Genomic DNA, 24424 nt, shown 5'->3' with positions numbered 1-24424 from the left:
GCGGGCCACGGTAGACTAGTGGCCATTGCGCCTGCCCCGCGGGCGCCCCCGATCCCTACCGTACTGCATCCATGAAACTCGCAACCCTGAAGGACGGTTCGCGCGACGGCCAGCTGGTGGTCGTGTCGCGCGACCTGAAGACCGCCCACTACGCCACCGACATCGCCGGCAAGCTGCAGACCGTGCTGGACGACTGGCCGTTTTACGCGCCGCAGCTGCAGGACCTGTACGACGCGCTCAACGCCGGCCGCGCGCGCCACCCCTTCCCATTCGCCCCCAAGGACTGCATGGCGCCGCTGCCGCGCGCCTACCAGTGGGCCGACGGCTCGGCCTATGTCAACCACGTCGAGCTGGTGCGCAAGGCGCGCGGCGCCGAGATGCCGCCCGAGTTCTGGACCGACCCGCTGATGTACCAGGGCGGCTCTGACGACTTCGTCGGTCCGCAGGACGATATCGTCTGCGCCAGCGAAGCCTTCGGCATCGACTTCGAGGCCGAGGTGGCCGTGATTACCGGCGACGTGAGGATGGGCGCCACGCCCGAGCAGGCCGGCGAAGCCATCCGCCTGGTGATGCTGGCCAACGATGTCTCGCTGCGCAACCTGATCCCGGCCGAGCTGGGCAAGGGCTTCGGCTTCTTCCAGAGCAAGCCGGCCACGGCATTCTCGCCGGTGGCGGTGACGCCCGACGAACTCGGCGAGGCCTGGCGCGAGCGCAAGGTGCTCCTGCCGATGACCGTGCACTGGAACAGCAAGAAGGTGGGCCAGCCCGACTGCGGCACCGACATGGTGTTCGACTTCGGCCAGCTGATCGCCCATATCTGCAAGACCCGCAACGTGCGCGCCGGCAGCATCGTGGGCTCGGGCACGATCTCCAATGTCGACCGCACGAAGGGCTACTGCTGCATCGCCGAGAAGCGCATGCTGGAAACCATCGATGAGGGCAAGCCCGTGACCGAGTTCATGAAGTTCGGCGACGCGGTCAAGATCGAGATGTTCGACGCGCAGGGCCATTCGGTATTCGGCGCGATCGACCAGCTGGTGGCACCGGCCTGACGCACGTTGGGGCCGCGGGGTGCGGCGGCGAGCCAGATATGCATATAATTAACCGACCGATCGGTTGGCAAATCAACGATGCATGCGGCGCGCCGCTAACCCCGTACCTCTCAGGCCCCCAATGACTACCCCCACCGCAGACTCCACACCCCTCTCCCCCCGCTACGAGCGCTATCGCGCACTGACGCTGCGCCGCCACGGCCCCATCCTCGAAATCATCATGGGCGCGGCCCAGTCGGCCAACCAGAAGCTGGCCACGGCCGACGCCAACATGCACCGCGAGCTGGCCGAGATCTGGCGCGACGTCTCCGCCGACCCCGAGGTGCGCGTGGCGCTGATCCGCGGCGAGGGCAAGGGCTTCTCGGCCGGCGGCGACCTGGCCCTGGTCGAGGACATGGCCAACGATTTCGAGACCCGTACCCGCGTCTGGCATGAGGCGCGCGACCTGGTCTACAACGTCATCAATTGCGACAAGCCGGTGGTCTCCGCCATGCACGGCCCCGCCGTCGGCGCCGGGCTGGTGGCCGGGCTGCTGGCCGATATTTCGATCGCGGCAAGGACCGCGCGCATCGTCGACGGCCATACCCGGCTGGGCGTGGCCGCGGGCGACCATGCCGCCATCGTGTGGCCGCTGCTGTGCGGAATGGCCAAGGCCAAGTACTATCTGATGCTGTGCGAGTCGGTCAGCGGCGAGGAAGCCGAGCGGATCGGCCTGGTCTCGCTGGCGGTGGAAGAGGACGAACTGGTGGCGCGCGCGTTCGAGGTGGCCAATCGGCTGGCAGCCGGGTCGCAGACCGCGATCCGCTGGACCAAGTATGCCCTCAACAACTGGCTGCGCATGGCCGGCCCCGCCTTCGATACCTCGCTGGCGCTTGAATTTATGGGCTTTGCCGGCCCCGACGTGCACGAAGGCGTGGCGAGCCTGCGCCAGAAGCGGCCGCCACAGTTCAGGTAACGACGACGCAGCCGCCGGCCCGACGGGCCCTCCTGGCCAATCCCGGGGCTGCGCCGCACACGGAGCGCTCGACCATGTTCGGACAGATTCCCGATTTCACCAACGGCTTTGACTTCATGCGCCGGCTGTGGGGCAGCGGCAGCGGCATGCCCGCCGGCCTGATGCCCGGCCTGCAGGCGATGACGCCGCCGATGGACCTCGACGACCTCGACAAGCGCATTGCCGACCTGAAGGCCGTGGAGAGCTGGCTGCAGTTGAACACCAACCTGCTGCGCACCACCATCCAGGGCCTGGAAGTGCAGCGCGCCACGCTGGTGGCGCTGCAGACCTTCGGCAACGCGCTGTCGCCCGACGCCATGCAGTCCGCGATGGAAAATGTCGCACGCGCGGCCAACACGCCCAGTGCCGCGGCGCCGGAGCGCGCCGCCGGCGCGGATGCCGGCAGCGGTGCGCAACCTGAGCCGCCTGCCGCCGAGCAGCCGCAGGCTGCGGCAAGCGACACCGATTCCGCCTTGCCCCCCAACGCCGCGCTGTGGTGGGACCTGCTGCAACAGCAGTTCAACCAGATCGCCAGCAGCGCCGCCGCGGCCAGCATCGCCCCGTTCGGCATGGGCGGCTTCGGCGCCGCGGCCGGCCCCGAAGCCGCAGCGCAAGCGGCTGCGGCAAAGCCGAAGACGGGCGAGCCCGGCAAGGCCGCCTCCGCCGGCACGGGCAAGCCTGCCGCCAGGAAGGCGCCGGCAAAGAAAGCGCCGGCCAAGAAGGCAGTCAAGGCAAAGCCGGCCAAGGACGCGGGCAACGGCGATGACAATGGCAAGAACGGCGGCAACAGCGGCGGCGGCGGCCACGGCCCCAACGGCAGCAACGCAGCCTGACAGCCAAAAACTCCCGACAATTCGCCACGCCAACGCAATGCACCGCGAGTCCTTCCCGGCCCCCCACCCCGCGCTGCAATCCGGACCCAACCCCGCCGCCACCGCGCTGATCATGATGGGCGGCGGCGCGCGCGCCGCCTACCAGGCGGGCGTGCTGAGCGGGCTGGCACGCATTGCCGCGCGGCACGGCAAGGGCCATGGCGCGATGCCCTTCGGCATCATCGCCGGGACCTCGGCAGGCGCGATCAACGGCGCCGGGCTGGCGATCCAGGCGGGGGACTTCCAGGCCGCCACACAGAGCCTGGCGGCGCTGTGGCACAGCATTCATGCCGACGACGTCTACCGCACCGACGTGCTGCGCGTGGGCATATCGGGCGCGCGCTGGCTGTCGACGCTGGCGCTGGGCTGGGCCACGCAGCGGCGCGCGCCCCGTGCCCTCTTCGACAACACCCCGCTGGGCAGCATGCTGGGCGAGCTGTTCGAGCCCGAGCGCGTGCAGGCCAGCCTGGACAGCGGTGCGCTGCAGGCATTCGCGGTCACCGCGCTGTCCTACAGCACCGGGCGCCACGTGACCTTCTACCAGTCGCACCACCGCATCCATCCGTGGCACCGCAGCCAGCGCATTGCGATCCCGGCGCAGATCACGGTGGACCACCTGCTGGCATCGGCGTCGATTCCGTTCCTGTTCCCGGCGATGCCGCTGGAGCTGGACGGCCACCATGAGTGGTTCGGCGACGGCACCATGCGGCAGATGTCGCCGCTTTCGCCGGCGATCCACCTGGGCGCGTCGCGCGTGCTGGCGATCGGCGCGGCCTCGCGCCAGCGCTCGGGCTGGTACGACACCATGCCGGCCGGCGGCTACCCGTCGCTGGCGCAGGTGGGCGGGCAGGCGCTGGCCAGCATCTTCCTGGACGGACTCAACGCCGACCTGGAGCGGCTGCTGCATATCAACCGCTTGCTGGCGCGCATGCCGGAGCTGGCCGGCGACCGCGAGGGCTGGCGACCGGTGCAGGTGATGACGATCGCCCCCAGCGAGCCGATCGAAGCCATTGCCGCCGAGCACCAGAAGCAGCTGCCGCGCACGGTGCGCGCCCTGCTGGCGCCACTGGGCGGCACCGAGGCGCGCGGCGCCGCCTTTGCCAGCTACCTGCTGTTCGAACCCGCCTTCACCCAGGCCCTGATGGCGCTGGGCGAGCGCGACGCCGAGGCCCAGGCGGACGAGCTGGCGGCGTTCCTGTTCGGCATCGTCCCGGGCACGCCACCGGCCGCGCTGCCGGCCGGCGAGCGCGCGCTTTCGCCCTGAGCACCCGCCAGCACATGGCGTGCGGCCAGGCGCCGCGGCTGGCACATTGACGTGTCATCGTTGCGCTGATCGCCCGCAATATGCAGCCGGCTGCGCCAAACCGCGTCAAAAAGCGTTGCATTTGCCCCGATCCGAACTAAAAAAGGAGAAGAGAATAATTCGCATCTGGTAGAATCTGCCCGTAATTTCAAAGGCTTACCATGCTCTACCCCGAACTGTTCAAATCGTTGGAAGCCGTCCGCTGGCACATGGACAAGGACATCCCCTGGGATACCTTTGACGCCAGCATGCTGACGGACGACCAGGCCAAGACCATTCGCATGAACGCGATCACGGAATGGTCCGCCCTGCCCGCGACCGAGATGTTCCTGCGCGACAATCGCCACGATTCTGATTTTTCGGCGTTCATGAGCATCTGGTTCTTTGAGGAACAGAAGCACTCGCTGGTGCTGATGGAGTACCTGCGCCGCTTCCGCCCGGACCTGGTGCCGACCGAGGAAGAACTGCACGCGGTGCGCTTCGAGTTCGACCCGGCCCCGCCGCTGGAAACCCTGATGCTGCATTTCTGCGGCGAGATCCGCCTGAACCACTGGTACCGCCGCGCCGCCGAATGGCACACGGAACCGGTGATCAAGCATATCTACCGCACCCTGTCGCAGGATGAAGCCCGCCATGGCGGCGCCTACCTGCGCTACATGAAGAAGTACCTGGCGCAGTTCGGCGACAGCGCGCGCGCCGCCTTTGCCAAGATCGGCGTGCTGATGGCATCGGCCCGCCGCACCGAGAAGCCGCTGCACCCGACCAACCTGCACGTCAACAAGGCGCTGTTCCCCAACGACACGGTGCAGTCGCGCCTGCCGGACCCGGACTGGCTCGAGCACTGGCTGGACGAGCAGATCCGCTTTGACGAAGGCTGGGAGAAGAAGGTCATCGAACGGATCCTGCACAACATGTCGCTGCTGTTCGAACGCACCTTCGAGACGGTGCAGGACCTGAACCGCTACCGCAAGGAACTGAACGCCAGCCTGCAAGGCACGGGCGGGGCCCAGCCGGCGCAAGCCTGAGCGGCCAGTCCGACAGCACGAAAAAAGCCCCGCCGAAGCGGGGCTTTTTTTGCCCTTCTATTGCCTGGACGCATTCCCGACAAATGCGACCCGCCGCGGCGCACCGGGCTTGATCCGGTTGTGGCGGGTATTCTGCATGGCTGTTTTCCTAATCCTGGAAAATCAAGCGCCTGGCATGATAAACGAGCCGGCTACGATGCAGGTAGTAGCCGGTTACTACATCATTCATTCCCGTCCCATGTACTGCCATGCTGTCACGCAGCGGCGGCAAACCCATGGCTGGCGCCCGTTCGTCGAATAAACTTATATCCGAAAATAAAATATTTAAAGCACGCGACGATTATCCTGACACTCAATGCGCTGTAAATCCAGCATTACGAATTCATTTAATTCGTGGTGTCATGCCTCGCAGTTCCCGGCGTGGCAGCAGGCCAGGCCGGTTGTCGATCCGGCAGGCTGTGCGTGACGGGGTAACCAGGGCCCACCGCCGGCGGAGATCACAAGAAGGGGTACCATCTCGGGCAAGCACGCCGGCTCCGACCAGGGGCTGGCCTCCACTTTCCGATGCCGACCCCATGTCCGTACCCGCTTTCGAATCCAAGCTGACCCTGCCTGACACCCCCGCCGCGCTGGCCGCGCGCATCGCCACCTTGCCGCGCCCGCTGGTGTTCACCAATGGTGTCTTCGACATCCTGCACCGCGGCCATGCCACCTACCTGGCACAGGCGCGCGCACTGGGCGCGAGCCTGGTGGTCGGCGTCAACAGCGATGCTTCCGTGAAGATGCTGGGCAAGGGCGACGACCGCCCGCTGAACCATGAATCGGACCGCATGGCGCTGCTGGCCGCGCTGGAGTCGGTCGACCTGGTCGCGATGTTCCGCGAACAGACCCCGGTGGAACTGATCCGCCTGGTGCGCCCCGACATCTACGTCAAGGGCGGCGACTACGACATCGACACGCTGGAAGAAACCCGGCTGGTGCGCAGCTGGGGCGGCCAGGCCTACGCCATCCCCTTCCTGCACGACCGCTCGACCACCAAGCTGCTGACCAGGGTACGCCAGGGCAGCTAAGGCAGCTCAGGTCGCTCAGGAGCAGGCCAGCACGTCCTCGGCGCCGTAGCGCTGGCGCATGGCCTCGAGCCGGGCGCGCGCCGCGTCGTCGGCATCGCGCACGCGCAGCCACTGCCGCGTGAGCGGCCGCGCGGCCTCGGTCAGCATGGCGGTGCGCACGCCGTGGCCGCGCAGGGAATCGAGATATTGCTCGGCACGCTCGCGCTCGCGGAAGAGGCCCAGCGACACCGTATAGGTCGTGGCCTCGGGCGTGCCGGCGGTCACCAGCGAGTACTCCGTCACATTGCGCCGGCGCAGCTCGGCCAGCTTGCGCTCGGCATGCTCGCGCGTGGGCTGCGCGGGCAGATGGACCCACCAGCGCACCTGTTCCTGCCGCGCGAACGCTTCCACGCGCAGCGCGGCGGCGGCCAGGTCTTCAGTGGCGCGGCGCGCCGCCTGGGCGCTGAAGCCACCGATCTCGATGCAGGCAGCCAGCGTGGCCGACGGCAGCGCGCTGCGCGGTACGGCATCCGCCGCTGGTGCCGACGCTGGTGCCAATGGCGACGCCTGCACCCGCATCCGCTCCCCACGTACCTGCTGCCGCAGCCGCTGGGGCTCACGCGGGGTTTCAAACCAGCCGGCCAGCGGATTCGCGCCGAACACCCCGAGCACCGCCCCCAGCAGCATGGCATTGGCGAGCAGCAGCAACAGCGGGACGATGCGCGGCGAGCGTGGCCGGGCGGGCTGGCCTGGGGCGGTCATGGGTCGGGGTGGATTGAGGCGTGTGAGAAGTTGCGCTGCGCGCTAGGCGCCGGCCGATGCCATCGCGTGCAGGCCAAGCAGCACCAGATTATCGTGCATCTCGAACGGCACCGCGAGCGCGCCAGCCAGCGCGCCGCGGGCACCGCCGGACAGCAGGCAGCGCACGGGGCGACGCGCCGGCCCGCGCTCGCCCAGCGCGCGCCAGGTGCGTTCGATGGCGCCGGCCTGCGCGGCCAGGCAGCCTGCGGCAATGGCGTCGTGCGTGTTGTCGGCCCAACGCAGGTGCGCGCCCGCCACGGTGCCGGCATCGTCCACGTCCAGTGCCGGCAGCTGCGCGGTGTTGCGCGCCAGCGTGCCCAGCATCAGTGCCAGGCCGGGCAGGATCAGGCCGCCTTCGAAGCGCGCGCTGCCGTCCGCCGCGGCCGTGACGATATCCAGCGTGGTGGCGGTGCCCGCGGTCACCACCAGCAGCGTGTCGTGCGGCAGCCAGCGGTGCGCGCCGATGGCGCCGACCCAGCGGTCCACGCCCAGTTGCGTGGGCTCGCGGTAGCCGTTGGCCAGGTTGCCTTGCGCGGCGGTGCTGCGCACCCATTGCACCGGCGCACAGCCCCCGAAGGCCTCGGCCAGCGCTGCATCCACGGCGGCCGCAATCACCGGTCCGGCGACATTGCTGATCCACACCGACGGCATCGGCCCGCTGCCGCGCAGCGCGCGCAGGTCAGCGGCCAGCGCCTGCAGCGCGCCGGCGTCGGCATGGGCGACCGCGCCGCCGTGCTGCCACGGCGTGGGCAGCGCGCCGGTGGCGGGCAGCGCCGCACCGGCTTCGCACCAGGCCCACTTGAGGCGGGTATTGCCGATATCGATCAGCAGGTGCGGCGCGCTCATGCGGTGCCTCCCTGCCCCGGCGCGGGCCGCAGCGACAGCTCGCCGCTGGCGATGCGCTCAAGCCCCGCCGGCGTTTCCAGCAGCAGGTGGCCGGCCTCGTCGACGCCGCGCGCCATGCCTTCGGCGATCACCTTGCCCTCGTGCAGCAGCCGCACCGGCTGGTCGCGGTAGGCATCGGCCGCGGACCAGCGCCGCGCCATCGGCCCGAAACCGTGCGCCAGGAACGCGGTGCGCATGGCCGCCAGCCGCTCCAGCAGCGCGGCCAGCAGGCGCGGGGCATCGCGCTGCGCGTCGAAGCCGGGCATGGCCTCGGCCACGCCCGCCAGCTCGCGGCCCAGTGCCGCTTCCATCTGCGCGTCGCGCACCAGGTTCAGGCCGATGCCGATCACGGCCCAGACCCGCTGCGGCCCGGCGGGCACCGCCTCGATCAGGATCCCGGCCAGCTCGCGCTCATCGATCTGGAGGTCATTGGGCCATTTCAGCCCGATCCGAGCGCCGAGGCCCGCCTCGACATCGCCCAGGGCCTCGACCAGCGCCAGGCCCACGGCCAGGCTCAGGCCGATCAACTGCGCCGGCGCCAGCGCCAGCGGCAGTGCCACCGAGAAGGTCATGCCTGCCTGCCCCTGCCACGGCCGGCCCTGGCGCCCGCGCCCGGCGGTCTGGCGGTAGGCCAGGCGCAGCCTGCCGGCGTCGGACCACGGCGCCTGGCGGCAGGCCGCGGTCAGGTCGGCATTGGTGGAGCCGGTTTCTTCCACCAGCTCCAGCGTCCAGTCGCTCAACGCGGGCGACAGCATGCCGCGCAGCGCGCCGGCATCGATGCGCCAGTTGGCGCCGGATGGGGCGGAAGGGTCGGATGGAGTCGGAGGAACGGCGGACATGCGCGGCAATGGGCTGGGATCGATGGCGATCGTGGAAAACACAGGCGGGGGCAGGGCTGCGCCCCAAGTGCCTGCTGCAGATGCCGCATTGTAGCCGCGCCGCCGCCTCGGCACGGCGCGGTCGCGCCAGCGGGGCGGGTGGCTTAGAATCGAGACTCGGCCATCACATCGCATGCCCTTGGAACGCCAGACGACGCCAGACTTCCATATCACGCGCGGAGACGGAACCGTCAGCGTAGCGCTGCGTGGCGACTGGACCGCGCTCGCCCTGGCCGGCTGCCACCAGGCGCGGCAGCTGCGCGCGCAACTGCATGAGCTGGCGCAGGCGCCAGACAGCGCGCAGTGGTCGCTGGCCGGCGTCGAGCGGCTGGACCATATCGGCGGGCAACTGCTGTGGCAGGCCTGGAACGGCGCGCTGCCGCAGCGGCTCGATGCCAGCGAAGGCCAGCGCCGCGTGTTCGAGCGCATCGCCGCAGTGCACGACGAGGGCTGGAAGAAGCACATGGTGGACCGCTTCAACCCGGTTACGCTGTTCGGCGCGAGCGTGCTGTCGTTCGGCGCGCAGCTGGGCCGCGGCGTCAGCATGCTGGGCCAGCTGACCTTCGACCTGCTGCGCTTTACACGCATGCCCCAGCGCGGCCCCTGGCGCGAGATCTCGGCCAATATCTACAACGTGGGCTACAAGGCGCTTGGCATCACCGCGCTGGTCGGCTTCCTGATCGGCATCGTGCTGTCGTACCTGTCGGCCAACCAGTTGCGCACGTTTGGCGCCAGCACCTTTATCGTCAACATCCTGGGCATGGCGGTGATCCGCGAGCTGGGGCCGGTGCTGGCGGCGATCCTGATCGCGGGCCGCTCGGGTTCGGCCATCACCGCGCAGATCGGCGTGATGCGCGTGACCGAAGAGCTCGATGCGATGCTTGTGATGGGCATCTCGCACGGCTTCCGGCTGATCATGCCGCGCGTGATCGCCCTGGCCATCGCCATGCCGCTGCTGGTGGCCTGGACCGACGTGATGGCGCTGGCGGGCGGCATCCTGGCCGCGCGCTGGCAGCTGGGCATCAGCGCCACCTTCTTCCTGCGCGAGCTGCCCGATGCGGTGCCGGTGGCCAACCTGTGGCTCGGACTGGGCAAGGGGGTGGTGTTCGGCATCCTGATCGCGCTGACCGCATGCCACTTCGGGCTGCGCATCAAGCCCAATACGCAAAGCCTGGGCGAAGGCACCACCGCCTCGGTGGTGACCGCGATCACCATGGTGATCCTGGCCGACGCGGTCTTCGCCATCCTGTTCAAGGACGTGGGCCTGTGAGCGCGGCGCAAGCGAACGCCACGCCGGACGGCAAACCCGGACGCAAGCCGGACCGCAAGGCGGACCGCACCCCGGTCATCGAGGTGCGCGACCTGGTCAAGCGCTTCGGCAAGGCGGTGGTGCATGACCATGTGAACCTGGACGTTTACCGCGACGAGGTGCTGTCCATCGTTGGCGGCTCGGGCAGCGGCAAGACCGTACTGCTGCGCCAGATCGTGGGGCTGGAGCGTCCCACCTCGGGCTCCATCAAGGTGTTCGGCGAAGACCCGACCCGGCTGCGCCCGGCGCAGCTGCAGGCGCTGCGCAACCGCTGGGGGCTGCAGTTCCAGCGCGGCGCGCTGTTCTCGGCGCTGTCGGTGATCGACAATATCGCGCTGCCGCTGCGCGAGCTACGCGCGCTGCCCGACAACCTGATCTGCCAGGCGGCGCTGCTCAAGCTGCAGCTGGTGGGGCTGTCGGCGCGCGATGCCGACAAGATGCCGGCGGACCTGTCCGGCGGCATGATCAAGCGCGTGGCGTTGGCGCGCGCACTGGCGCTGGAGCCGGAACTGCTGTTCCTGGACGAGCCCACCGCCGGGCTGGACCCGATGGCTTCGGACGACTACGTGCGGCTAATCCGCGAACTGCGCCGCGAACTGGGCCTGACCGTGGTGATGATCACGCACGACCTGGACACGCTGGTGGCATTGTCGGACCGCGTCGCGGTGCTGGCGGACCACAAGGTGATCGCCGCGGCGCCGATCCCTGAAGTGGTGAAGGTGGACCACCCCTTCATCCGCGAGTATTTCCTGGGCGAGCGCGCCCAGCGCGCCATGCAGGCGCTGCCACCGCACGGGCAGCCGGATGCGGCGCCCCCTGGAGAAGCATGATGGAAAACAAGTCACACGCGTTCCTTGCCGGCGTGTTCACCATCGGCCTGGCCGTGCTGGTGTTGTTCGCAATCTTCTGGTTCAGCAGCGACCACGCCGTGCGCGTGCCATACGACCTGATCACGCGCGCCACCGTCAACGGCCTGCAGCCGCAGGGCGACGTGAAATACCGCGGGCTGGCGGTGGGCAAGGTCGAGTCGATCAAGTTCGACCCGCAGGTGCCGGGCCAGATCATTGTGCGCGTCAACGTCAACAAGGACACGCCGATCACGCGCACCACCTATGGCACGCTGGGCTTCCAGGGCGTGACCGGAATCGCCTACGTGCAACTGGACGACAGCGCCACGCACGACGGCGCAACGGCTTCGCCGCCGCTGCCGACCTCGCCCAAAGCGGTGGCACGCATCGCCATGCGCCCCGGCTTCTTCGAAGAGCTGGAAAAGCGCGGCGATTCGCTGCTGACGCAGGTCGAGACCATGATGACCTCGCTCAACGACATGTTCCAGAGCGCCAACCGCACTGAGCTGATGGCCGCGATCCACGCGGTGCGCAAGACCGCGGAAGACTACTCGCGGCTGTCCGATTCGCTGGGCCCGGCCGCCAACCGGCTGCCGAAGGTGACCGAGAACCTGAACGCCACGCTGGAATCGACCCGGCGCCTGACGCAGGAGCTGGCCAACCCCAACGGCACGGTGATGCGCACCGTCGACAGCGTCGGGCGCGACATGCAGGGCGCGGCCTCGTCGGTGCAGTCCGCGGCGGGCACCTTCAGCGAAGAGACCCTGCCGCAGCTCAATGGTCTGGCGCGCGACGCGCGCCAGACCGCGCGCACCTTCGAGCGCGCCGCCGGCCAGTTCAACGAGAGCCCGAGCAGCGTGCTGTTCGGCGCGCCCGCGCCTGCCCCGGGCCCGGGCGAGCCGGGCTTCAGCGCACCATAGCGCGGCCCGCATGCCACCCCTCACCCGATACCGCCAACCGCGAGATACCGCCGTGAACCCTGCGACCGAGATGCCACGCTTTCTCCGATCCGCGCGCTCCCGCCTCCAGGCCGCCCTGCTGCTGGCCGCCGCGGGGCTGGCGCTGTCGGGCTGCGCGCTGACGCGCGGCAACAACCCCACCGTCACCTACGATCTCGGCCCGCCGGCCGCCGCCACCCCCGGCAACGGGAACCCCGCGCCGGCGCGGCTGCCCAAACTGCGCGTGGCACAGACCGACGGGCCCAACTGGCTGGACGGCAACGCCCTCTTCTATCGGCTGCAGTATGCGCAGGCGCAGCGCCTGCAGGCCTACGCCACGCAACGCTGGGTGATGTCGCCCACGCGCCTGTTCGACGAGCGGCTGCGCGAGGCCGTGGCCGCGCGCGGCACGCTGAGCTGGTTCGGCGACAGCAGCGTGCCGGCGCTGAAGGTGGACCTGATCGAGTTCGACCAGGTGTTCGACAGCGCCACCACCAGCGCAGGCGTGGTACGGATGCGCGCTACGGTGTTCCAGCAAGGCATGCTCGGCCAGCAGACCTTCGAGGCGCGCCGGCCCGCGGCCAGCGCCGATGGTGCCGGCGGCGTCAAGGCGCTGGCCGAGGCCAGCGACGCGGTGATCACGGCGCTGCTCGACTGGATCGGCACGCTGCAGCTAAAGTAGACACGCAAGGAGACATGCCATGGAGCCGGCTCCCCCGCCGCCCTCCGCGCCGCCCCCGGCGGCACAGCCAACGCCCGAAGCCACCGGCCCGCAGTACTCGCCGCTGGCCCGCGTGGGGCTGCTTTGCTTCACGCTGCTGGTCGTGTACGCCAGCCTGTACCCGTTCTCGGGCTGGGTCGACAACGGCGTTTCGCCGTTTGCCTTCCTGAGCGCGCCCAAGCCGCGCTACATCACCGACTTCGACCTGCTGACCAATGTGCTGGGATACTTCCCGTTCGGCGCGCTGGTGGTGCTGTCGCTGCATCCGCGCATGTCGGGCGGGCGCGCCACGCTGGTGGCACTGGTGGCCGGGGCGCTGCTGTCGGCCTGCATGGAGGCCTTCCAGACCTGGCTGCCAAGCCGCATCTCCTCCAATATCGACCTGATCACCAATGCGCTGGGCGCGCTGCTGGGCGGCGCGGTGGTGGCGCCGTTCACCCGGGCACTGATCGACGACGGGCGCCTGACGCGCCTGCGCCATGCGTGGTTCGAGCCCCACGCCAGCTTTGCCATCATCCTGCTGCTGCTGTGGCCGTTTGCGCAGGTGTTTCCGCAAGAGCACCTGTTCGGCATGGGCGGCATCGTGCGCGAATGGCTGACCGACCCGGAATCCTGGCCGATGCAGGTGCTGCAGATGGTGTTCCCGCAGCTGGAGGCCTGGCAGGACCATATCGGCTTGCGGCCCGAGGACATGCAGAGCCAGCAGTTGCTGGAATCGCTGGTGACCGCCAGCAGCTGGGTCGGCACGGGCCTGTTTGCCTCGATCGCGATGCGCCGCAGCGCGCCGATGCTGCGAATCCTGGCCGGCCTGCTGGCGGCGGCGCTGCTGCTCAAGGCCACTGCTGCCGAACTGCAGTTTCCGTCCGAGAGCGCCTTTGTCTGGCTGTCCGAAGGCGGGCGCTTTGCCTTGCTGACCAGCTCGCTGGTGCTGGCGCTGCTGCTGTACCTGCCACGCTGGCTGCGCGCGGTGCTGGCGATGGTGGCGCTGATCGTGCTGGTGGTGCTGACCAATGTGCTGCCGTCCAACCCCTATGCGTGGATCTCGGAGCAAGGCTGGCGCATGGGCCGCTTTATCCACTTCAACAGCCTGGCGCAATGGCTGGGCTGGGTGTGGCCGTTCCTGGCGTTCTGCTATGTGATCTGGCGCTTCGAACAGGTCAGCCTGCGCCGCCACGCCAGGAAAAAGGCCGCGGCGCGCCGTGAGGCGGCCGCGGCCGGTACCCAGGAATAGCGCTGGCGGGCCTAGTGCAGTTGGCCGCCTTGCTCGCGCACATCGGCGCGGGTCGACAGCGCTGTCGCCACCGCCGCGCGCAATCCCTTCACCAGCGTTTCCTGCGCCAGGCTGGGCTGGCCCGGATGGCGCGCCGCCTGCTCGGGCAGGTAGGGGATATGGATAAAGCCACCGCGCACGTCGCCATCCGGCTGCTGCGCCAGCCGGTGCATCAGCCCGTAGAAGACATGGTTGCAGACGAAGGTGCCGGCGGTCTGCGACACCGAGGCCGGCACCCCCGCCGCGCGCATGTCGCGCACCATCGCCTTGATCGGCAGCGTGGCAAAGTAGGCGGCCGGGCCGCCTGCGACGATGGCGGTATCGATCGGCTGGGCGCCGGCGTTGTCGGCAATGCGCGCATCGTCGACATTGATCGCCACGCGCTCCACCGACATCTCGGCGCGCCCGCCGGCCTGGCCCACGGCGATCACCAGCGCGGGCCGCAGCACGTCGACCAGCTCGCCGATGGTGTCGATCGCCGCGCCGAACACGCACGGCAGCTGCCGCGCCACGATCACGGCGTCGCCCACGCGCTCGCCGTCGAGCGCGCGCACGGCCTCCCATGAGGGATTGATCGGTTCATTCTCGAACGGCTCGAAGCCGGTCAGCAGCACAGTACGCATGGCGGGGCTCCGCGGTTACATCAGGAAGTACAGCAGCGCGATATTGGCCACCAGGATCGCCAGCGCGGTCGGCACCTGCGCGCGGATCACGGCGTTCTTGTCGTCGAGTTCCAGCAGCGCCGCCGGCACGATATTGAAGTTGGCCGCCATCGGCGTCATCAGCGTGCCGCAATAGCCCGAGAACATGCCGATCGCCGCCATCACCGCCGGGTTGCCGCCGAACATGCCGACCAGGATCGGCACGCCCACGCCGCCGGTCATCACCGGGAAGGCCGCGAAACCATTTCCCATGATCACCGTGAACAGCGCCATGCCCACGCAGTAGACCGCCACCGCCACCAGCTTGTAGTCCATGTTGATATAGGCGGTGGACAGGTGCGCCACGGCCTTGCCCACGCCCGCGTCGGCGAACACCAGGCCCAGCATCGCCAGCATCTGCGGCAACACCAGTGCCCAGCCCAGCGACTCGGTCAGCCGGCGCGACTCGCGCAGGCCCTGCGCCACGGTGTCGCGCGTGAGCCAGCACACCACCGCCAGCGAGATCAGGCAGCCGATCCCCAGCGAGACAAAGGTCACGTTCTTGGGATCGAGCAGCGGCAGGCCGGCGATCTTGACGTTCTTGAACAGCATGGTGCCGATCACGGTCACCAGCGGGATCAGCAACGCCGGGATGAACAGCTTGTTGCCCAGGCGGCGCGCGCTGGCGCGGCGCTCTTCCTCGGGCAGGCTGTGGTGCTTGCCGTGGCCGACGCCGCCAAAGCCCGCAATCAGCGCCATCACCACCGCGCCGATGCCGACCGCGGCCGGCGGCAGCCGGTCGCCAATCAGGAATACGATCGCGTACAGCAGCCAGAACAGGCCGGTGCTGAGGCGGCGCGGATGCTCGCGGTCGGCGAAGGTCATCAGCGCGGTGATCGCCAGCACCAGGCCGGCGAGCCAGTAGAGATATTCGATGGAAATGATCATGGCGCGCTCCTTACTCGGCGCTCTTGGCAGGCACGGCGGCCGCGGCGGCCTTGCCGCCCAGCTCGCGCTCGAGCCAGCGGTCCAGGCGCTTCAGGCGCACGGCGTGGATCAGGAAAGCGCAGATCGCGGTGGGGATGCCCCACACGGCAATACGCAGCGGCTCCACGTCGATGTTCGACGACAGCAGGAAGGTGTGCATCAGCGCGATCGCGCCGAAGGCCACGAAGATGTCCTCGCCAAAGAACAGGCCGACATTGTCGGTGGCGGCGCAGAACGCCAGGATGCGCTGGCGCACCGGCTCGGGCAGGTGGCCGAAGCGGTTCTCGGCCGCGCCCTCGGCCATCGGCGCCAGCAGCGGGCGCACCATCTGCGGGTGCCCGCCCAGGCTGGTCAGGCCGATCGCGGCGGTCAGCTCGCGCACGCCCAGGTAGACGATCAGCAGGCGGCCAACCGTGGCCGATGCGATGCGCGCAATCCATGCCTGCGCATGCTCGCGCAGCCCGTGCCGCTCCAGCAGGCCGATCACGGCCAGTGGCAACAGGATGATCAGCGGCAGGTTGCGCGCCTTGACGAAGGCGGTACCGATCGCCGAGAAGATCTGCATCAGCGGCATCGGCGCGGCCAGCCCCGTGGCCAGCGCGGCGAGCACCACCACCAGCATGGGATTGAAGCGCAGCACGAAGCCGATGATGATGACGCCGACCCCGACAAGGGGCCAGAGATTGACTGCCTGTTCCATAAGAGACACCAAACGAGTGTGATGGAGGCGAGCGGACGGCAGCCGTCTTACCGCACGACGGGGCCGGCCGCAGTGGATGCTGGCGGTTGAGACGGAGTGCTCAGTCGCCGGCGCGGACCGCGATGCCTTCCGCGCCCAGCCGTTCCCGGATGCGGCGCGCAAAGGCCAGCGCGTGGGCGCCGTCGCCGTGCAGACACACGGTTTCGGCTTGAATCGGTACCCAGGAGCCGTCGATGGCGCGCACGCGTTTCTCGCGCACCATGGTCAGGGTCTGGTTCAGGGCGACTTCCTCGTCCTCATGCAGCGCGCCCGGCGTGCCGCGCTTGACCAGCGTGCCGTCGGGGTTGTAGCCGCGGTCGGCAAAGACCTCCTGCTTGACGCGCAGGCCGGCCTCCTTGGCGATATCGATCATCTGGCTGCCGGCCAGGCCGAAGAACACCAGGTCAGCATCGACGTCGCGCACCGCGCGCACGATCGCGCGGGCCAGCGCCGGATCGCGCACGGCCTGGTTGTACAGCGCGCCATGCGGCTTGACGTGATGCAGCTCGCCGCCCTGCGCGCGCACGATCGCGTCGAGCGCGCCGATCTGGTACAGCACGTCGGCGTAGACGTGTTCCGGGTCGCGCTGCATCTCGGTGCGGCCGAAGTTCTCGCGGTCGGGGTAGCTCGGGTGCGCCCCGATCGCCACGCCGCGCTCCAGCGCCCACTTCACCGTCCGCACCATGGTAGCCGCGTCCCCCGCGTGCCAGCCGCATGCGATATTGGCCGAACTGATCAGCGCCAGCAGCGCCTCGTCGTTGTCACAGCCTTCGCCAAGGTCGGCGTTCAAATCGATATGCATTGCCATTCTCCTGTGCGGCGCATTGCGTCGCCCGATTGCTGTTGCGCGTGCGCGCCTATGCGGCCACGCGCGTGTGTGCGCGCCGCCGCGCGCCGATGGGCATGCCATCGCCCTGCCACCGCAGCGCCTGGTCGATCTGGCGCAGGTAGCGCTCCAGCTCGGCCTGCGCCGCCTCTGCCTGCGCCAGCGTCACCTGCACGAAACGCACCGGCGCACCCAGCGGCACCTGCGCCAGCCGCCACAGGTCCGCGCCGATCACCACGCCGATCTTGGGATAGCCGCCGGTGGTTTGCGCATCGGCCATCAGCGCGATCGGCTGGCCGCCCGGCGGCACCTGCATCACGCCCGGCACCACGCCATGCGACAGCAGATCGGCGCTGCGCTCGGCGCGCCGCGCCAGCGCGGGCCCGTTCAGGCGCAGCCCCATGCGGTTGCTGTTGGGCGTGACGGTCCAGTCGGCCTGCCACAGCGCGGCCTGCGATGCCGCGTCGAAGTCCTCATATTCAGGGCCCGGCAGCATGCGGACCGGCGTGGCCTTGCCCTCGATGCTGGCGGGCAGCGCCCACGCCGGCGCCTGTACGCCGATCCAGTCGGTCTCGGCCACCAGCCCCGGGCGTCCCGCCGGCAGGCGGTCGCCTTCCTGCAGCGCGCGGCCGCCCAGCCCGCCGAAGCCTGACTTCAGGTCGGTGCTGCGCGAGCCCATCACCGGCTCGACGTCGATGCCGCCCGCCACGCACAGGTACACGCGCGTGCCGCCGCGCGTCGAAGGCAGCGTCAGCGTCTCGCCCTTGTGCACGTCAAAGGCATGCCACGACCACACCGGCACGCCGTCCAGGTTGGCGCCGCATTCGGCACCGGCCAGCGCCACGCGCATATCGGCATGGAAGCGCAGCGCGGCGCGGCCCAGCGTGAATTCAATGGCGGCGCAGCCCGGCGCATTGCCGAGCAGGCGGTTGCCGACTTCCACCGCCAGCATGTCCATCGCCCCGCAACGGCCGACGCCAAAACGGCGAAAGCCGGTACGGCCCAGGTCCTGCACCGAGGCGAGCGCGCCGGGACGAATGATTTCGATCACGCGATGACTTCCTCGGCAACAAAGCGCACGGTATCGCCGGGCGCAAACAGGGACGGCGGATCCCGGTCCGCCACGAAGAGCTCGGCGTCGGTGCGCCCGATCAGCTGCCAGCCGCCCGGCAGCACCGCCGGATAGATCCCGGTCTGCTCGCCGCCAATGCCGACCGATCCGGCCGGCACCGCCACCCGCGGCTCACGCCGGCGCGGCGTGGCCAGCTCCGGCGCCAGCCCGCCCATATAGGCAAATCCCGGCTGGAAGCCCAGGAAGTAGACGACATACTCGCCGGCAGCGTGGCGGCGCACCACTTCCTGCGGCGTCAGCCCGGTATGGGCCGCCACATCGCCCAGGTCCGGGCCATGCTCGCCGCCGTAGCGCACCGGGATCTCCACCAGCTTGCCGGTGGCATTGCGCGCCTCGCCGGAGGCCCACGCGAGCTTCAGGTTGCGTTCCAGCGCGTCCACGTCGGCGCTGCCGTCGAAGATCACGGTCAGGTTGTTCATGCCCGGCACCACGTCAACCACCCCGCGCCAGTCCGCGGCCCGGGCAGCCATCGCCCAGATGCGGCGCTGGACCCCCAGCGAGGCGGGGGGAGCCACGCTGTACAGCAGCGCCTGCTCGGCGAGTCGGTGGACGGTGCAGTTCATGGGATTCCCGGTAGCTCATTTGCTACCAGTTTAGGCAGGCAAGCCGGAATGTGACGTGTTTGTATTTCATCGATAATTTATCGATGAATTCATCATATCGAAATGAGACGAGGAGAAACAGTCAGGATTGACCCTAGGGGCGCAAGGGCCACTGCGACCGGCTGCACCATGGCTGGGCACCAAAGAAAAACGGCCGGGAAATCCCGGCCGTCTCGGCTCAATCAGTGTGCAGCGCTGTTGCTCAGGCAAACCCCGCCTGATGCGCCTGTTGGTCAGCATGGTACGAGCTGCGCACCATCGCGCCCACCGCAGCGTGGGTGAAGCCCATCTTGTAAGCCTCTTCCTCGAACATCTTGAACGTGTCGGGATGCACGTAGCGCAGCACCGGCAGGTGGTGGTTCGACGGCGCCAGGTACTGGCCGATGGTCAGCATGTCGATGTCGTGGGCGCGCATGTCGCGCATGACCTCGAGGATTTCCTCGTCGGTCTCGCCCAGGCCCACCATCAGGCCGGACTTGGTCGGCACGTTGGGGTTGCGACGCTTGAATTCCTGCAGCAGCTTGAGCGAGTGCGCATAGTCCGCGCCCGGGCGGGCCTGCTTGTACAGGCGCGGCACGGTTTCCATGTTGTGGTTCATCACGTCCGGCGGGCACGCCTGCAGGATGTCCAGCGCCTTGTCCAGGCGACCACGGAAGTCGGGCACCAGCACTTCGATGCGGGTAATGGGCGACAGCTCGCGCGTCTGCGAGATGCAATCGACATAGTGCTGGGCGCCGCCATCACGCAGGTCGTCGCGGTCGACGCTGGTGATGACCACGTAGTTCAGCTTGAGCTGGGCGATGGTGCGGGCCAGGTTGCCCGGCTCGTTCACATCCAGCGGATCGGGGCGGCCGTGGCCGACGTCGCAGAACGGGCAGCGGCGCGTGCACTTGTCGCCCATGATCATGAAGGTGGCGGTGCCCTTGCCGAAGCATTCACCGATGTTCGGGCAGCTGGCTTCTTCGCACACCGTCACCAGGTTGTTGGCGCGCAGAATGTCCTTGATCTCGTAGAAGCGTGAGCTGCCGGTGGCGGCCTTGACGCGGATCCAGTCCGGCTTCTTGAGCTTTTCGGCCGGCACGATCTTGATGGGGATGCGTGCGGTCTTGTCGGCCGACTTCTGCTTGCGGGTCGGGTCATACTGCTCCGCGGGGGACTGCGGGGCTTCGCTGGAAGTGGCGATCAGGGCGTCGCTCATACATTTCTCCGCACGCGCTCAGCGTGCATTTCGCTTTTGACTAGGAGGCCAGGGCCGTCTCACCCGGCTGCTTTGCTTCAGCCGGGGCGGCAGTTCCTTCGGCAGCCAGCGCGCGGGCTTCATGCGCTGCCAGCACCTCGCACAATGCTGCCGCCAGGCGCTGTGCGATTTCCGGTTGTTGTGCCGCGGTCACGGGCAAGGGGTCGCCGTTGGCATCCGCCGCCGCGAAGGTGGCGCCCGCGCTGGCCATGTCGACTGTTTCCAGCCCGGCATAGCCGCAGGGATTGATGCGCAGGAACGGCGACAGGTCCATCTGCACGTTGAGGCTGACGCCGTGGTAGCTGCAGCCGTTGCGGATCTTGAGGCCGAGCGCGGCAATCTTTGCGCCCTGGTGCGGCCCGTCGGACAGGTAGATGCCGGGGGCGCCGGGCTTGCGTTCGGCTGCGAGATTATACGCCGCGAGCGTGTCCAGCACCGCCTGCTCGATGCTGTGCACCAACTCGCGCACCATCAGGCGGCGGCGGCGCAGATCGAGCAACAGATAGGCCACGACCTGGCCCGGACCGTGATATGTGATCTGCCCGCCACGATCGATCTGGACGACGGGAATCTGGTCGTCCGGGGCCAGCAGGTGCGCGGGGTCGCCCGCCTGGCCCAGGGTATAGACCGGCGGATGCTCGACCAGCCAGACCTGGTCGGGCGTCTCGGGCGTGCGTGCGGCGGTGAAGGCGCGCATCGCGTCGAAACACGGCTGATAGTCCTCGCGGCCGCGTTCGATGACTTGAATCGGATGCATGGCGAGAGTGTAACGAAAAGGGCCGGCTTGCGCCGGCCCTGCCTCGGTCACTTCTGCTGCCCGCTCAGGGCGTCAGTCCGGAGGGAATCGTCCGATGCGTCACGCGACCAGACCAGGCGCAGATGCCCGCGGTCGCGATGTGATGTGGACGATGCTCCGTCAGCCTTTGCCTCAGGATGCGGTGACCTGGTCCTGGTTCGGCGTCCACTCCGTGCCTCGAACCAGACGGCGCAGGCTGCGGTACACCAGGTGCGGCACGTCAGCGAGCGCCAGCGCCGGGCGGCGCGCTTCCGCGATCAGGGCGAGGCGCACCGGGTGCAGCGCACGCGGGTCTACACTCAGCACCACCTCGTCACCCGAGCGCAGCAGCAGGCTGCCGCCACAACGCAGCCAGTAGTCCTCTGAATCTTTCTCGCGGGTCAGCCATACGTCGGTGCCGCGGGCCTCTTCGACATGCAGGCGCTGGGCAGCATGCACCGACAGCGTGGTGACTTCGCCAGGATTCAGTGTGAACACGGTCGTTGTGAGCACGGTTTTCATGGTGGTTCTCCGTTCAGCCGGCCTCGGCGGGAATACGCTAGGCGCAGTACGAATTCGCGGCGGGCCACCGGAACTGGCCCGGCAAGGGGACCAGGCCAGTTAAATCCTACGAATATCGCCGTGAAGTAAATAAGTACTGCGGGGGCCGGTGATGGAATATTAGTGATTGCCCGGCCACTATCAAAACGATATATTTTCCTTGTTCTTGTTAGACAAATTCACATACACACGACCGCCTGGAGACCACCATGGCCTGGAAGAGCGCCTGGGAAAAGGACCTGCCGCGCGGCTGGCACCGCGAGCTGCCGCGCCTGCCGGCGCTGACCGCGCTGCGCGCCTTCGAGGCTGCGGCGCGGCACGAGAGCTTTTCGCGCGCGGCCACGGAGCTGTTTGTCACGCACGGCGCGGTCAGCCACCAGATCCGCGCGCTGGAAGAAGAACTGGGCATGCCGCTGTTCGAGCGCCACGGCAAGCGCGTCGCGCTGACGCCGTCGGGGCGCCTGTATGCCGAGCGCGTGCGTGACGCGCTGCTGCAGATCGCCGATGCCACGCGCGCGCTGCAGGCCGGCAACCGCGACAAGCGCCTGACCATCAGCACCATGCCGTCGTTTGCCGCGCGCTGGCTGACGCCGCGCATCGGCAGCTTTATCGAGCGCCACCCGGAGCTGGATGTCGAGCTGCTATCGTCGAACACGCTGGTCAACTTTGCGCATGAGGAAGTCGATATCGCGCTGCGAATGGGCAGCGGCGACTATCCCGGCCTGTATGTGGAACGGCTGCTGGACGACGTCTTCTTTCCGGTCTGCAGCCCCGGCTTCAATGGCGGCCGCCTGCCCGAGCGGCCGCAGGACATGGCCGGCCTGCCGCTGCTGCGCGGCGAGGGCGATCCGTGGAAGCCGTGGTTCGAGGCCGCCGGGCTGGATTGGCCGGAACCGCGCAAGGGGCTGCTGCTGGAAGATTCCTCGCTGCTGCTGCAGGCCGCATCCGAAGGCCAGGGCATTGCGCTGATCCGCTCCTCGCTGGCCTACAACGACCTGCTGGCCGGGCGCGTGGTGCGGCTGTTCGATGTCAGCATCGCCTGTCCCTGGCTGCTGTACTTCGTATGCGCGCCGGGCTCATTGAACCTGCCCAAGGTGCAGGCGTTCCGCGGCTGGCTGCTGCCCGAGATCGAGCGCTTCCGCGAGGTGCTGGCGCAGTGGGAGTGAACTAGTCTTCCGACGCTTCGTCGGCGTCAGCAGGATCGGCGGCGGCGTCAGCTGCCGGCCTGGCGCGCGCCCGGCCGGCCCGCGGATGGGCCTTGTCGTAGACCTTCGCCAGGTGCTGGAAATCCAGCGCGGTATAGACCTGCGTGGTCGAGATGCTGGCATGGCCCAGCATCTCCTGCACCGCACGCAGGTCGCCCGACGACTGCAGCACGTGGGTGGCAAACGAATGCCGCAGCATATGCGGATGCACATCGGCCGGCACGCCGGCGCGCAGCGCCTGTTGCTTGAGCCGCAACTGCACCGTGCGCATCGACAGGCGCCGCCCGCGCGGGCCGAGGAACAGGGCGTGCGCATCTTCCGGCAAGGCGCCGGGGCGCAGCAGCGTGTCGCGCACCGCCAGCCAGGCGCGCAGCGCCTCGACGGCCTTGCTGCCGACCGGCACCGAGCGCTGGCGCGAACCCTTGCCGGTCACGGTGACTTCCGCCCCGGCCAGGTCGAGCCAGCCGCTGGAGCGGTAGCCGTCGGCATCGGCATAGCGCAGGTCCAGCTGCACCAGCTCGGACAGCCGCAGCCCGCTTGAATAGAACAGCTCATAGACCGCATGGTCGCGCAGTGCCTGGGCATCCGTGCCGGCAGGATGCGCGACCAGTGCCACCGCGTGTTCGACCGACAACGCCTTGGGCAGCGCGTGGCCCGAGCGCGGCGCGCGCACGCCGTCGACCGGATTCACCGTGACGCCATGGCCGTGGCGCGCCGCCCACTGGAAGAAACCGCGCCACGCCGACAATGTGCGCGCGATGCTGGTGCCGACCAGCCCGGCGCCATGCAGCCGCGCGGCAAAGTTGCGGATATGGTGGGTCTGCAGTGCCAGCAGGGCCACGCCAGGCGCATAGCGCGCCGCGTGCCCCTGCAGCACGCGCAGGTCGCGGCTGTAGCTGGTCAGCGTGTGCTCAGCCAGCTTGCGGCTGCCGCGTAGCCAGTCGAGGTAGCGCGTGACCAGCGGCTCGGGTGCCGGCGGCGGGGTGTCGCTGGCAGGCGCGACATCCGCAACCACGCTGCGGGGCGGCCGGCGTGCAGTCATGGCGTCAGGCGTGGGCCGCCGCGCCTCAGTCGCGCAGCCGGTGCAGCGCGGCGCCGGCGACTTCGCCGATCTGCGACAGGTAGGCGGTGCCCATGCCTTCGTGGAAACGGCGCGGATCGGGCGAGCCCAGCACCAGCAGGCCAAAGGCGGCACCGCGCACGTCGGCACCGGCCTCGGCATCACCGGCACGCACCGGCACGCGCAGCGTCACCATCGCCAGCGAGGTGATATCGTCGCGCTCCAGCAGCCCCGCCGCCTCGAAGCCGCCGTTGCTGCCGCAGTACGGCGCACGCAGGCCTTCGGCAAAGATGCGCAGGTCTTCGCTGGCGCCCTGCGCCACTTCCATATGGACGTATTGCTCGGCCACGTCCCACAGCCTGAGCGCCACCGCCGGCACGTCGAACACCTGCTGCAGGCCGTCCTGCACCGCATAGGGCAGCGCGTGCGAATCGGCTTCGGCCAGCAGGCGCAGCTGCCAGGCATGCATGCGCTGCTGGGTGCGGTCGTTGTCATGGCCGTGGCGGACCAGGTCCGCCAGGCGCAGCTCAAGGCCCTTGTTCTTCTCGCGCAGGATTTCCATCTGGCGTTCCTGCAGCGACACGGCGCGGTGGCTGTGCGGGCTGGTCAGCTGCACCGCGGCCAGCAGCTCGGCGTGTTCTTCGAAGAATTCGGGGTGGCTCTGCAGGTAGGCGGCAACGTCTTGGGCGTTCATGGGGCGTGGACCGGTAGAGG

General features: G+C 68.9%; 26 protein-coding genes. 12 read left to right on the top strand and 14 right to left on the bottom strand.

Annotation, left to right across the window (positions count from 1 at the left end; translation table 11 throughout):
• The first annotated feature begins 71 nt into the window (after nt 1–71).
• From CNE_RS00665 to rfaE2, 6 genes are all read left to right on the top strand, one after another.
• Complete coding sequence (locus CNE_RS00665; RefSeq protein ID WP_013955230.1) at nt 72–1052, top strand: fumarylacetoacetate hydrolase family protein; 981 nt, start codon at nt 72–74, stop codon at nt 1050–1052.
• 121 nt (nt 1053–1173) lie between these two features.
• Nucleotides 1174–2007, top strand: coding sequence for an enoyl-CoA hydratase/isomerase family protein (locus tag CNE_RS00660; protein ID WP_013955229.1), 834 nt, complete (start codon nt 1174–1176; stop codon nt 2005–2007).
• Between the two features lie 74 nt (nt 2008–2081).
• Nucleotides 2082–2879 (top strand): polyhydroxybutyrate granule multifunctional regulator PhaM, encoded by a 798-nt coding sequence (phaM, locus tag CNE_RS00655; protein WP_013955228.1) that lies wholly within the window; start codon nt 2082–2084, stop codon nt 2877–2879.
• 37 nt (nt 2880–2916) lie between these two features.
• Nucleotides 2917–4182, top strand: a complete 1266-nt coding sequence (locus CNE_RS00650) for a patatin-like phospholipase family protein (protein ID WP_013955227.1) — start codon at nt 2917–2919, stop codon at nt 4180–4182.
• Between the two features lie 200 nt (nt 4183–4382).
• Nucleotides 4383–5246 (top strand): ferritin family protein, encoded by an 864-nt coding sequence (locus tag CNE_RS00645; protein ID WP_013955226.1) that lies wholly within the window; start codon nt 4383–4385, stop codon nt 5244–5246.
• A 575-nt stretch (nt 5247–5821) separates the two neighbouring features.
• Entirely contained in the window at nt 5822–6316 is a 495-nt protein-coding gene (gene rfaE2 / locus CNE_RS00640) for a D-glycero-beta-D-manno-heptose 1-phosphate adenylyltransferase (protein WP_041227682.1), read from the top strand.
• Between the two features lie 15 nt (nt 6317–6331).
• Here the strand turns inward: rfaE2 and CNE_RS00635 are convergent, their stop codons facing one another.
• Genes CNE_RS00635 through CNE_RS00625 form a run of 3 tightly spaced genes read right to left on the bottom strand, consistent with a single transcriptional unit; the run spans nt 6332 to nt 8820 of the window.
• Complete coding sequence (locus tag CNE_RS00635; protein WP_013955224.1) at nt 6332–7057, bottom strand: SPOR domain-containing protein; 726 nt, start codon at nt 7055–7057, stop codon at nt 6332–6334.
• A 42-nt stretch (nt 7058–7099) separates the two neighbouring features.
• The gene (locus CNE_RS00630; RefSeq protein ID WP_013955223.1) at nt 7100–7942 is read right to left on the bottom strand and encodes a type III pantothenate kinase; all 843 of its coding nucleotides are present in this window, start codon (nt 7940–7942) and stop codon (nt 7100–7102) included.
• A complete protein-coding gene (locus CNE_RS00625; RefSeq protein ID WP_041228266.1) occupies nt 7939–8820 on the bottom strand; it encodes a biotin--[acetyl-CoA-carboxylase] ligase in 882 nt (293 codons plus the stop codon). Before CNE_RS00625 ends, CNE_RS00630 begins: the two co-directional genes overlap by 4 nt.
• Nucleotides 8821–8992: 172 nt before the next feature.
• Here CNE_RS00625 and CNE_RS00620 point away from each other — a divergent pair, with 172 nt between their 5' ends.
• The 5 genes from CNE_RS00620 to CNE_RS00600 are packed head-to-tail and all read left to right on the top strand — an operon-like array spanning nt 8993 to nt 13906.
• Nucleotides 8993–10129, top strand: coding sequence for an MlaE family ABC transporter permease (locus CNE_RS00620; RefSeq protein ID WP_013955221.1), 1137 nt, complete (start codon nt 8993–8995; stop codon nt 10127–10129).
• The gene (locus CNE_RS00615; protein ID WP_013955220.1) at nt 10126–10998 is read left to right on the top strand and encodes an ABC transporter ATP-binding protein; all 873 of its coding nucleotides are present in this window, start codon (nt 10126–10128) and stop codon (nt 10996–10998) included. The genes CNE_RS00620 and CNE_RS00615 overlap by 4 nt, the downstream gene beginning before the upstream one ends.
• Nucleotides 10995–11936, top strand: coding sequence for an MlaD family protein (locus tag CNE_RS00610; RefSeq protein ID WP_013955219.1), 942 nt, complete (start codon nt 10995–10997; stop codon nt 11934–11936). The genes CNE_RS00615 and CNE_RS00610 overlap by 4 nt, the downstream gene beginning before the upstream one ends.
• A gap of 52 nt (nt 11937–11988) precedes the next feature.
• Nucleotides 11989–12636 (top strand): ABC-type transport auxiliary lipoprotein family protein, encoded by a 648-nt coding sequence (locus tag CNE_RS00605; protein ID WP_404997185.1) that lies wholly within the window; start codon nt 11989–11991, stop codon nt 12634–12636.
• 19 nt (nt 12637–12655) lie between these two features.
• Nucleotides 12656–13906: a VanZ family protein gene (locus CNE_RS00600; RefSeq protein ID WP_013955217.1), complete on the top strand. Its 1251-nt coding sequence runs from the start codon at nt 12656–12658 to the stop codon at nt 13904–13906.
• Nucleotides 13907–13917: 11 nt separating this feature from the next.
• Here CNE_RS00600 and pcp read toward each other — a convergent pair whose 3' ends face one another.
• The 9 genes from pcp to CNE_RS00555 all read right to left on the bottom strand — a co-directional run bounded on the left by pcp (nt 13918) and on the right by CNE_RS00555 (nt 21406).
• The gene (gene pcp, locus CNE_RS00595) at nt 13918–14568 is read right to left on the bottom strand and encodes a pyroglutamyl-peptidase I (RefSeq protein WP_013955216.1); all 651 of its coding nucleotides are present in this window, start codon (nt 14566–14568) and stop codon (nt 13918–13920) included.
• Nucleotides 14569–14583: 15 nt separating this feature from the next.
• Nucleotides 14584–15534, bottom strand: coding sequence for a DUF979 domain-containing protein (locus CNE_RS00590; RefSeq protein WP_013955215.1), 951 nt, complete (start codon nt 15532–15534; stop codon nt 14584–14586).
• A 10-nt stretch (nt 15535–15544) separates the two neighbouring features.
• Nucleotides 15545–16273, bottom strand: a complete 729-nt coding sequence (locus CNE_RS00585) for a DUF969 domain-containing protein (protein WP_013955214.1) — start codon at nt 16271–16273, stop codon at nt 15545–15547.
• 100 nt (nt 16274–16373) lie between these two features.
• A complete protein-coding gene (gene pxpA, locus CNE_RS00580; RefSeq protein WP_013955213.1) occupies nt 16374–17114 on the bottom strand; it encodes a 5-oxoprolinase subunit PxpA in 741 nt (246 codons plus the stop codon).
• A 55-nt stretch (nt 17115–17169) separates the two neighbouring features.
• The gene (locus tag CNE_RS00575; RefSeq protein WP_013955212.1) at nt 17170–18189 is read right to left on the bottom strand and encodes a 5-oxoprolinase subunit C family protein; all 1020 of its coding nucleotides are present in this window, start codon (nt 18187–18189) and stop codon (nt 17170–17172) included.
• Complete coding sequence (gene pxpB, locus CNE_RS00570; protein ID WP_013955211.1) at nt 18186–18833, bottom strand: 5-oxoprolinase subunit PxpB; 648 nt, start codon at nt 18831–18833, stop codon at nt 18186–18188. The genes CNE_RS00575 and pxpB overlap by 4 nt, the downstream gene beginning before the upstream one ends.
• Nucleotides 18834–19074: 241 nt before the next feature.
• A complete protein-coding gene (lipA, locus tag CNE_RS00565) occupies nt 19075–20070 on the bottom strand; it encodes a lipoyl synthase (RefSeq protein ID WP_013955210.1) in 996 nt (331 codons plus the stop codon).
• Between the two features lie 40 nt (nt 20071–20110).
• On the bottom strand, nt 20111–20866 hold the full coding sequence (gene lipB / locus CNE_RS00560; protein ID WP_013955209.1) for a lipoyl(octanoyl) transferase LipB: 756 nt from the start codon (nt 20864–20866) through the stop codon (nt 20111–20113).
• A gap of 171 nt (nt 20867–21037) precedes the next feature.
• On the bottom strand, nt 21038–21406 hold the full coding sequence (locus tag CNE_RS00555; RefSeq protein ID WP_013955208.1) for a DUF2917 domain-containing protein: 369 nt from the start codon (nt 21404–21406) through the stop codon (nt 21038–21040).
• A 248-nt stretch (nt 21407–21654) separates the two neighbouring features.
• Between CNE_RS00555 and CNE_RS00550 the strand changes: the two genes are divergently transcribed.
• The gene (locus tag CNE_RS00550) at nt 21655–22611 is read left to right on the top strand and encodes a transcriptional regulator GcvA (RefSeq protein WP_013955207.1); all 957 of its coding nucleotides are present in this window, start codon (nt 21655–21657) and stop codon (nt 22609–22611) included.
• A gap of 1 nt (nt 22612) precedes the next feature.
• On the opposite strand, the gene CNE_RS00545 is transcribed toward CNE_RS00550, so the two are convergent.
• Both CNE_RS00545 and CNE_RS00540 read right to left on the bottom strand, forming a co-directional pair.
• Entirely contained in the window at nt 22613–23692 is a 1080-nt protein-coding gene (locus tag CNE_RS00545) for a tyrosine recombinase XerC (protein WP_013955206.1), read from the bottom strand.
• Nucleotides 23693–23717: 25 nt separating this feature from the next.
• Nucleotides 23718–24404, bottom strand: coding sequence for a DUF484 family protein (locus CNE_RS00540; RefSeq protein WP_010811484.1), 687 nt, complete (start codon nt 24402–24404; stop codon nt 23718–23720).
• Between the last annotated feature and the right edge of the window lie 20 nt (nt 24405–24424).

The organism is Cupriavidus necator N-1, from assembly GCF_000219215.1.
Taxonomy (GTDB): domain Bacteria; phylum Pseudomonadota; class Gammaproteobacteria; order Burkholderiales; family Burkholderiaceae; genus Cupriavidus; species Cupriavidus necator.
The sequence above is the reverse complement of the archived record's forward strand: the minus strand, read 5'-3'. Positions and strand labels throughout refer to the sequence as shown.

Coding starts and splice junctions, on each gene's coding strand:
- CNE_RS00610 (WP_013955219.1), top strand. CDS start 10,995: ATGATGGAAAACAAGTCACACGCGTTCCTTGCCGGCGTGTTCACCATC.
- CNE_RS00550 (WP_013955207.1), top strand. CDS start 21,655: ATGGCCTGGAAGAGCGCCTGGGAAAAGGACCTGCCGCGCGGCTGGCAC.
- CNE_RS00665 (WP_013955230.1), top strand. CDS start 72: ATGAAACTCGCAACCCTGAAGGACGGTTCGCGCGACGGCCAGCTGGTG.
- CNE_RS00645 (WP_013955226.1), top strand. CDS start 4,383: ATGCTCTACCCCGAACTGTTCAAATCGTTGGAAGCCGTCCGCTGGCAC.
- CNE_RS00590 (WP_013955215.1), bottom strand. CDS start 15,534: ATGATCATTTCCATCGAATATCTCTACTGGCTCGCCGGCCTGGTGCTG.
- rfaE2 (WP_041227682.1), top strand. CDS start 5,822: ATGTCCGTACCCGCTTTCGAATCCAAGCTGACCCTGCCTGACACCCCC.
- CNE_RS00620 (WP_013955221.1), top strand. CDS start 8,993: ATGCCCTTGGAACGCCAGACGACGCCAGACTTCCATATCACGCGCGGA.
- CNE_RS00555 (WP_013955208.1), bottom strand. CDS start 21,406: ATGAAAACCGTGCTCACAACGACCGTGTTCACACTGAATCCTGGCGAA.
- phaM (WP_013955228.1), top strand. CDS start 2,082: ATGTTCGGACAGATTCCCGATTTCACCAACGGCTTTGACTTCATGCGC.
- lipB (WP_013955209.1), bottom strand. CDS start 20,866: ATGCATCCGATTCAAGTCATCGAACGCGGCCGCGAGGACTATCAGCCG.
- CNE_RS00630 (WP_013955223.1), bottom strand. CDS start 7,942: ATGAGCGCGCCGCACCTGCTGATCGATATCGGCAATACCCGCCTCAAG.
- CNE_RS00660 (WP_013955229.1), top strand. CDS start 1,174: ATGACTACCCCCACCGCAGACTCCACACCCCTCTCCCCCCGCTACGAG.
- lipA (WP_013955210.1), bottom strand. CDS start 20,070: ATGAGCGACGCCCTGATCGCCACTTCCAGCGAAGCCCCGCAGTCCCCC.
- CNE_RS00585 (WP_013955214.1), bottom strand. CDS start 16,273: ATGGAACAGGCAGTCAATCTCTGGCCCCTTGTCGGGGTCGGCGTCATC.
- CNE_RS00600 (WP_013955217.1), top strand. CDS start 12,656: ATGGAGCCGGCTCCCCCGCCGCCCTCCGCGCCGCCCCCGGCGGCACAG.
- pxpA (WP_013955213.1), bottom strand. CDS start 17,114: ATGCATATCGATTTGAACGCCGACCTTGGCGAAGGCTGTGACAACGAC.
- CNE_RS00650 (WP_013955227.1), top strand. CDS start 2,917: ATGCACCGCGAGTCCTTCCCGGCCCCCCACCCCGCGCTGCAATCCGGA.
- CNE_RS00625 (WP_041228266.1), bottom strand. CDS start 8,820: ATGTCCGCCGTTCCTCCGACTCCATCCGACCCTTCCGCCCCATCCGGC.
- CNE_RS00545 (WP_013955206.1), bottom strand. CDS start 23,692: ATGACTGCACGCCGGCCGCCCCGCAGCGTGGTTGCGGATGTCGCGCCT.
- pxpB (WP_013955211.1), bottom strand. CDS start 18,833: ATGAACTGCACCGTCCACCGACTCGCCGAGCAGGCGCTGCTGTACAGC.
- CNE_RS00635 (WP_013955224.1), bottom strand. CDS start 7,057: ATGACCGCCCCAGGCCAGCCCGCCCGGCCACGCTCGCCGCGCATCGTC.
- pcp (WP_013955216.1), bottom strand. CDS start 14,568: ATGCGTACTGTGCTGCTGACCGGCTTCGAGCCGTTCGAGAATGAACCG.
- CNE_RS00540 (WP_010811484.1), bottom strand. CDS start 24,404: ATGAACGCCCAAGACGTTGCCGCCTACCTGCAGAGCCACCCCGAATTC.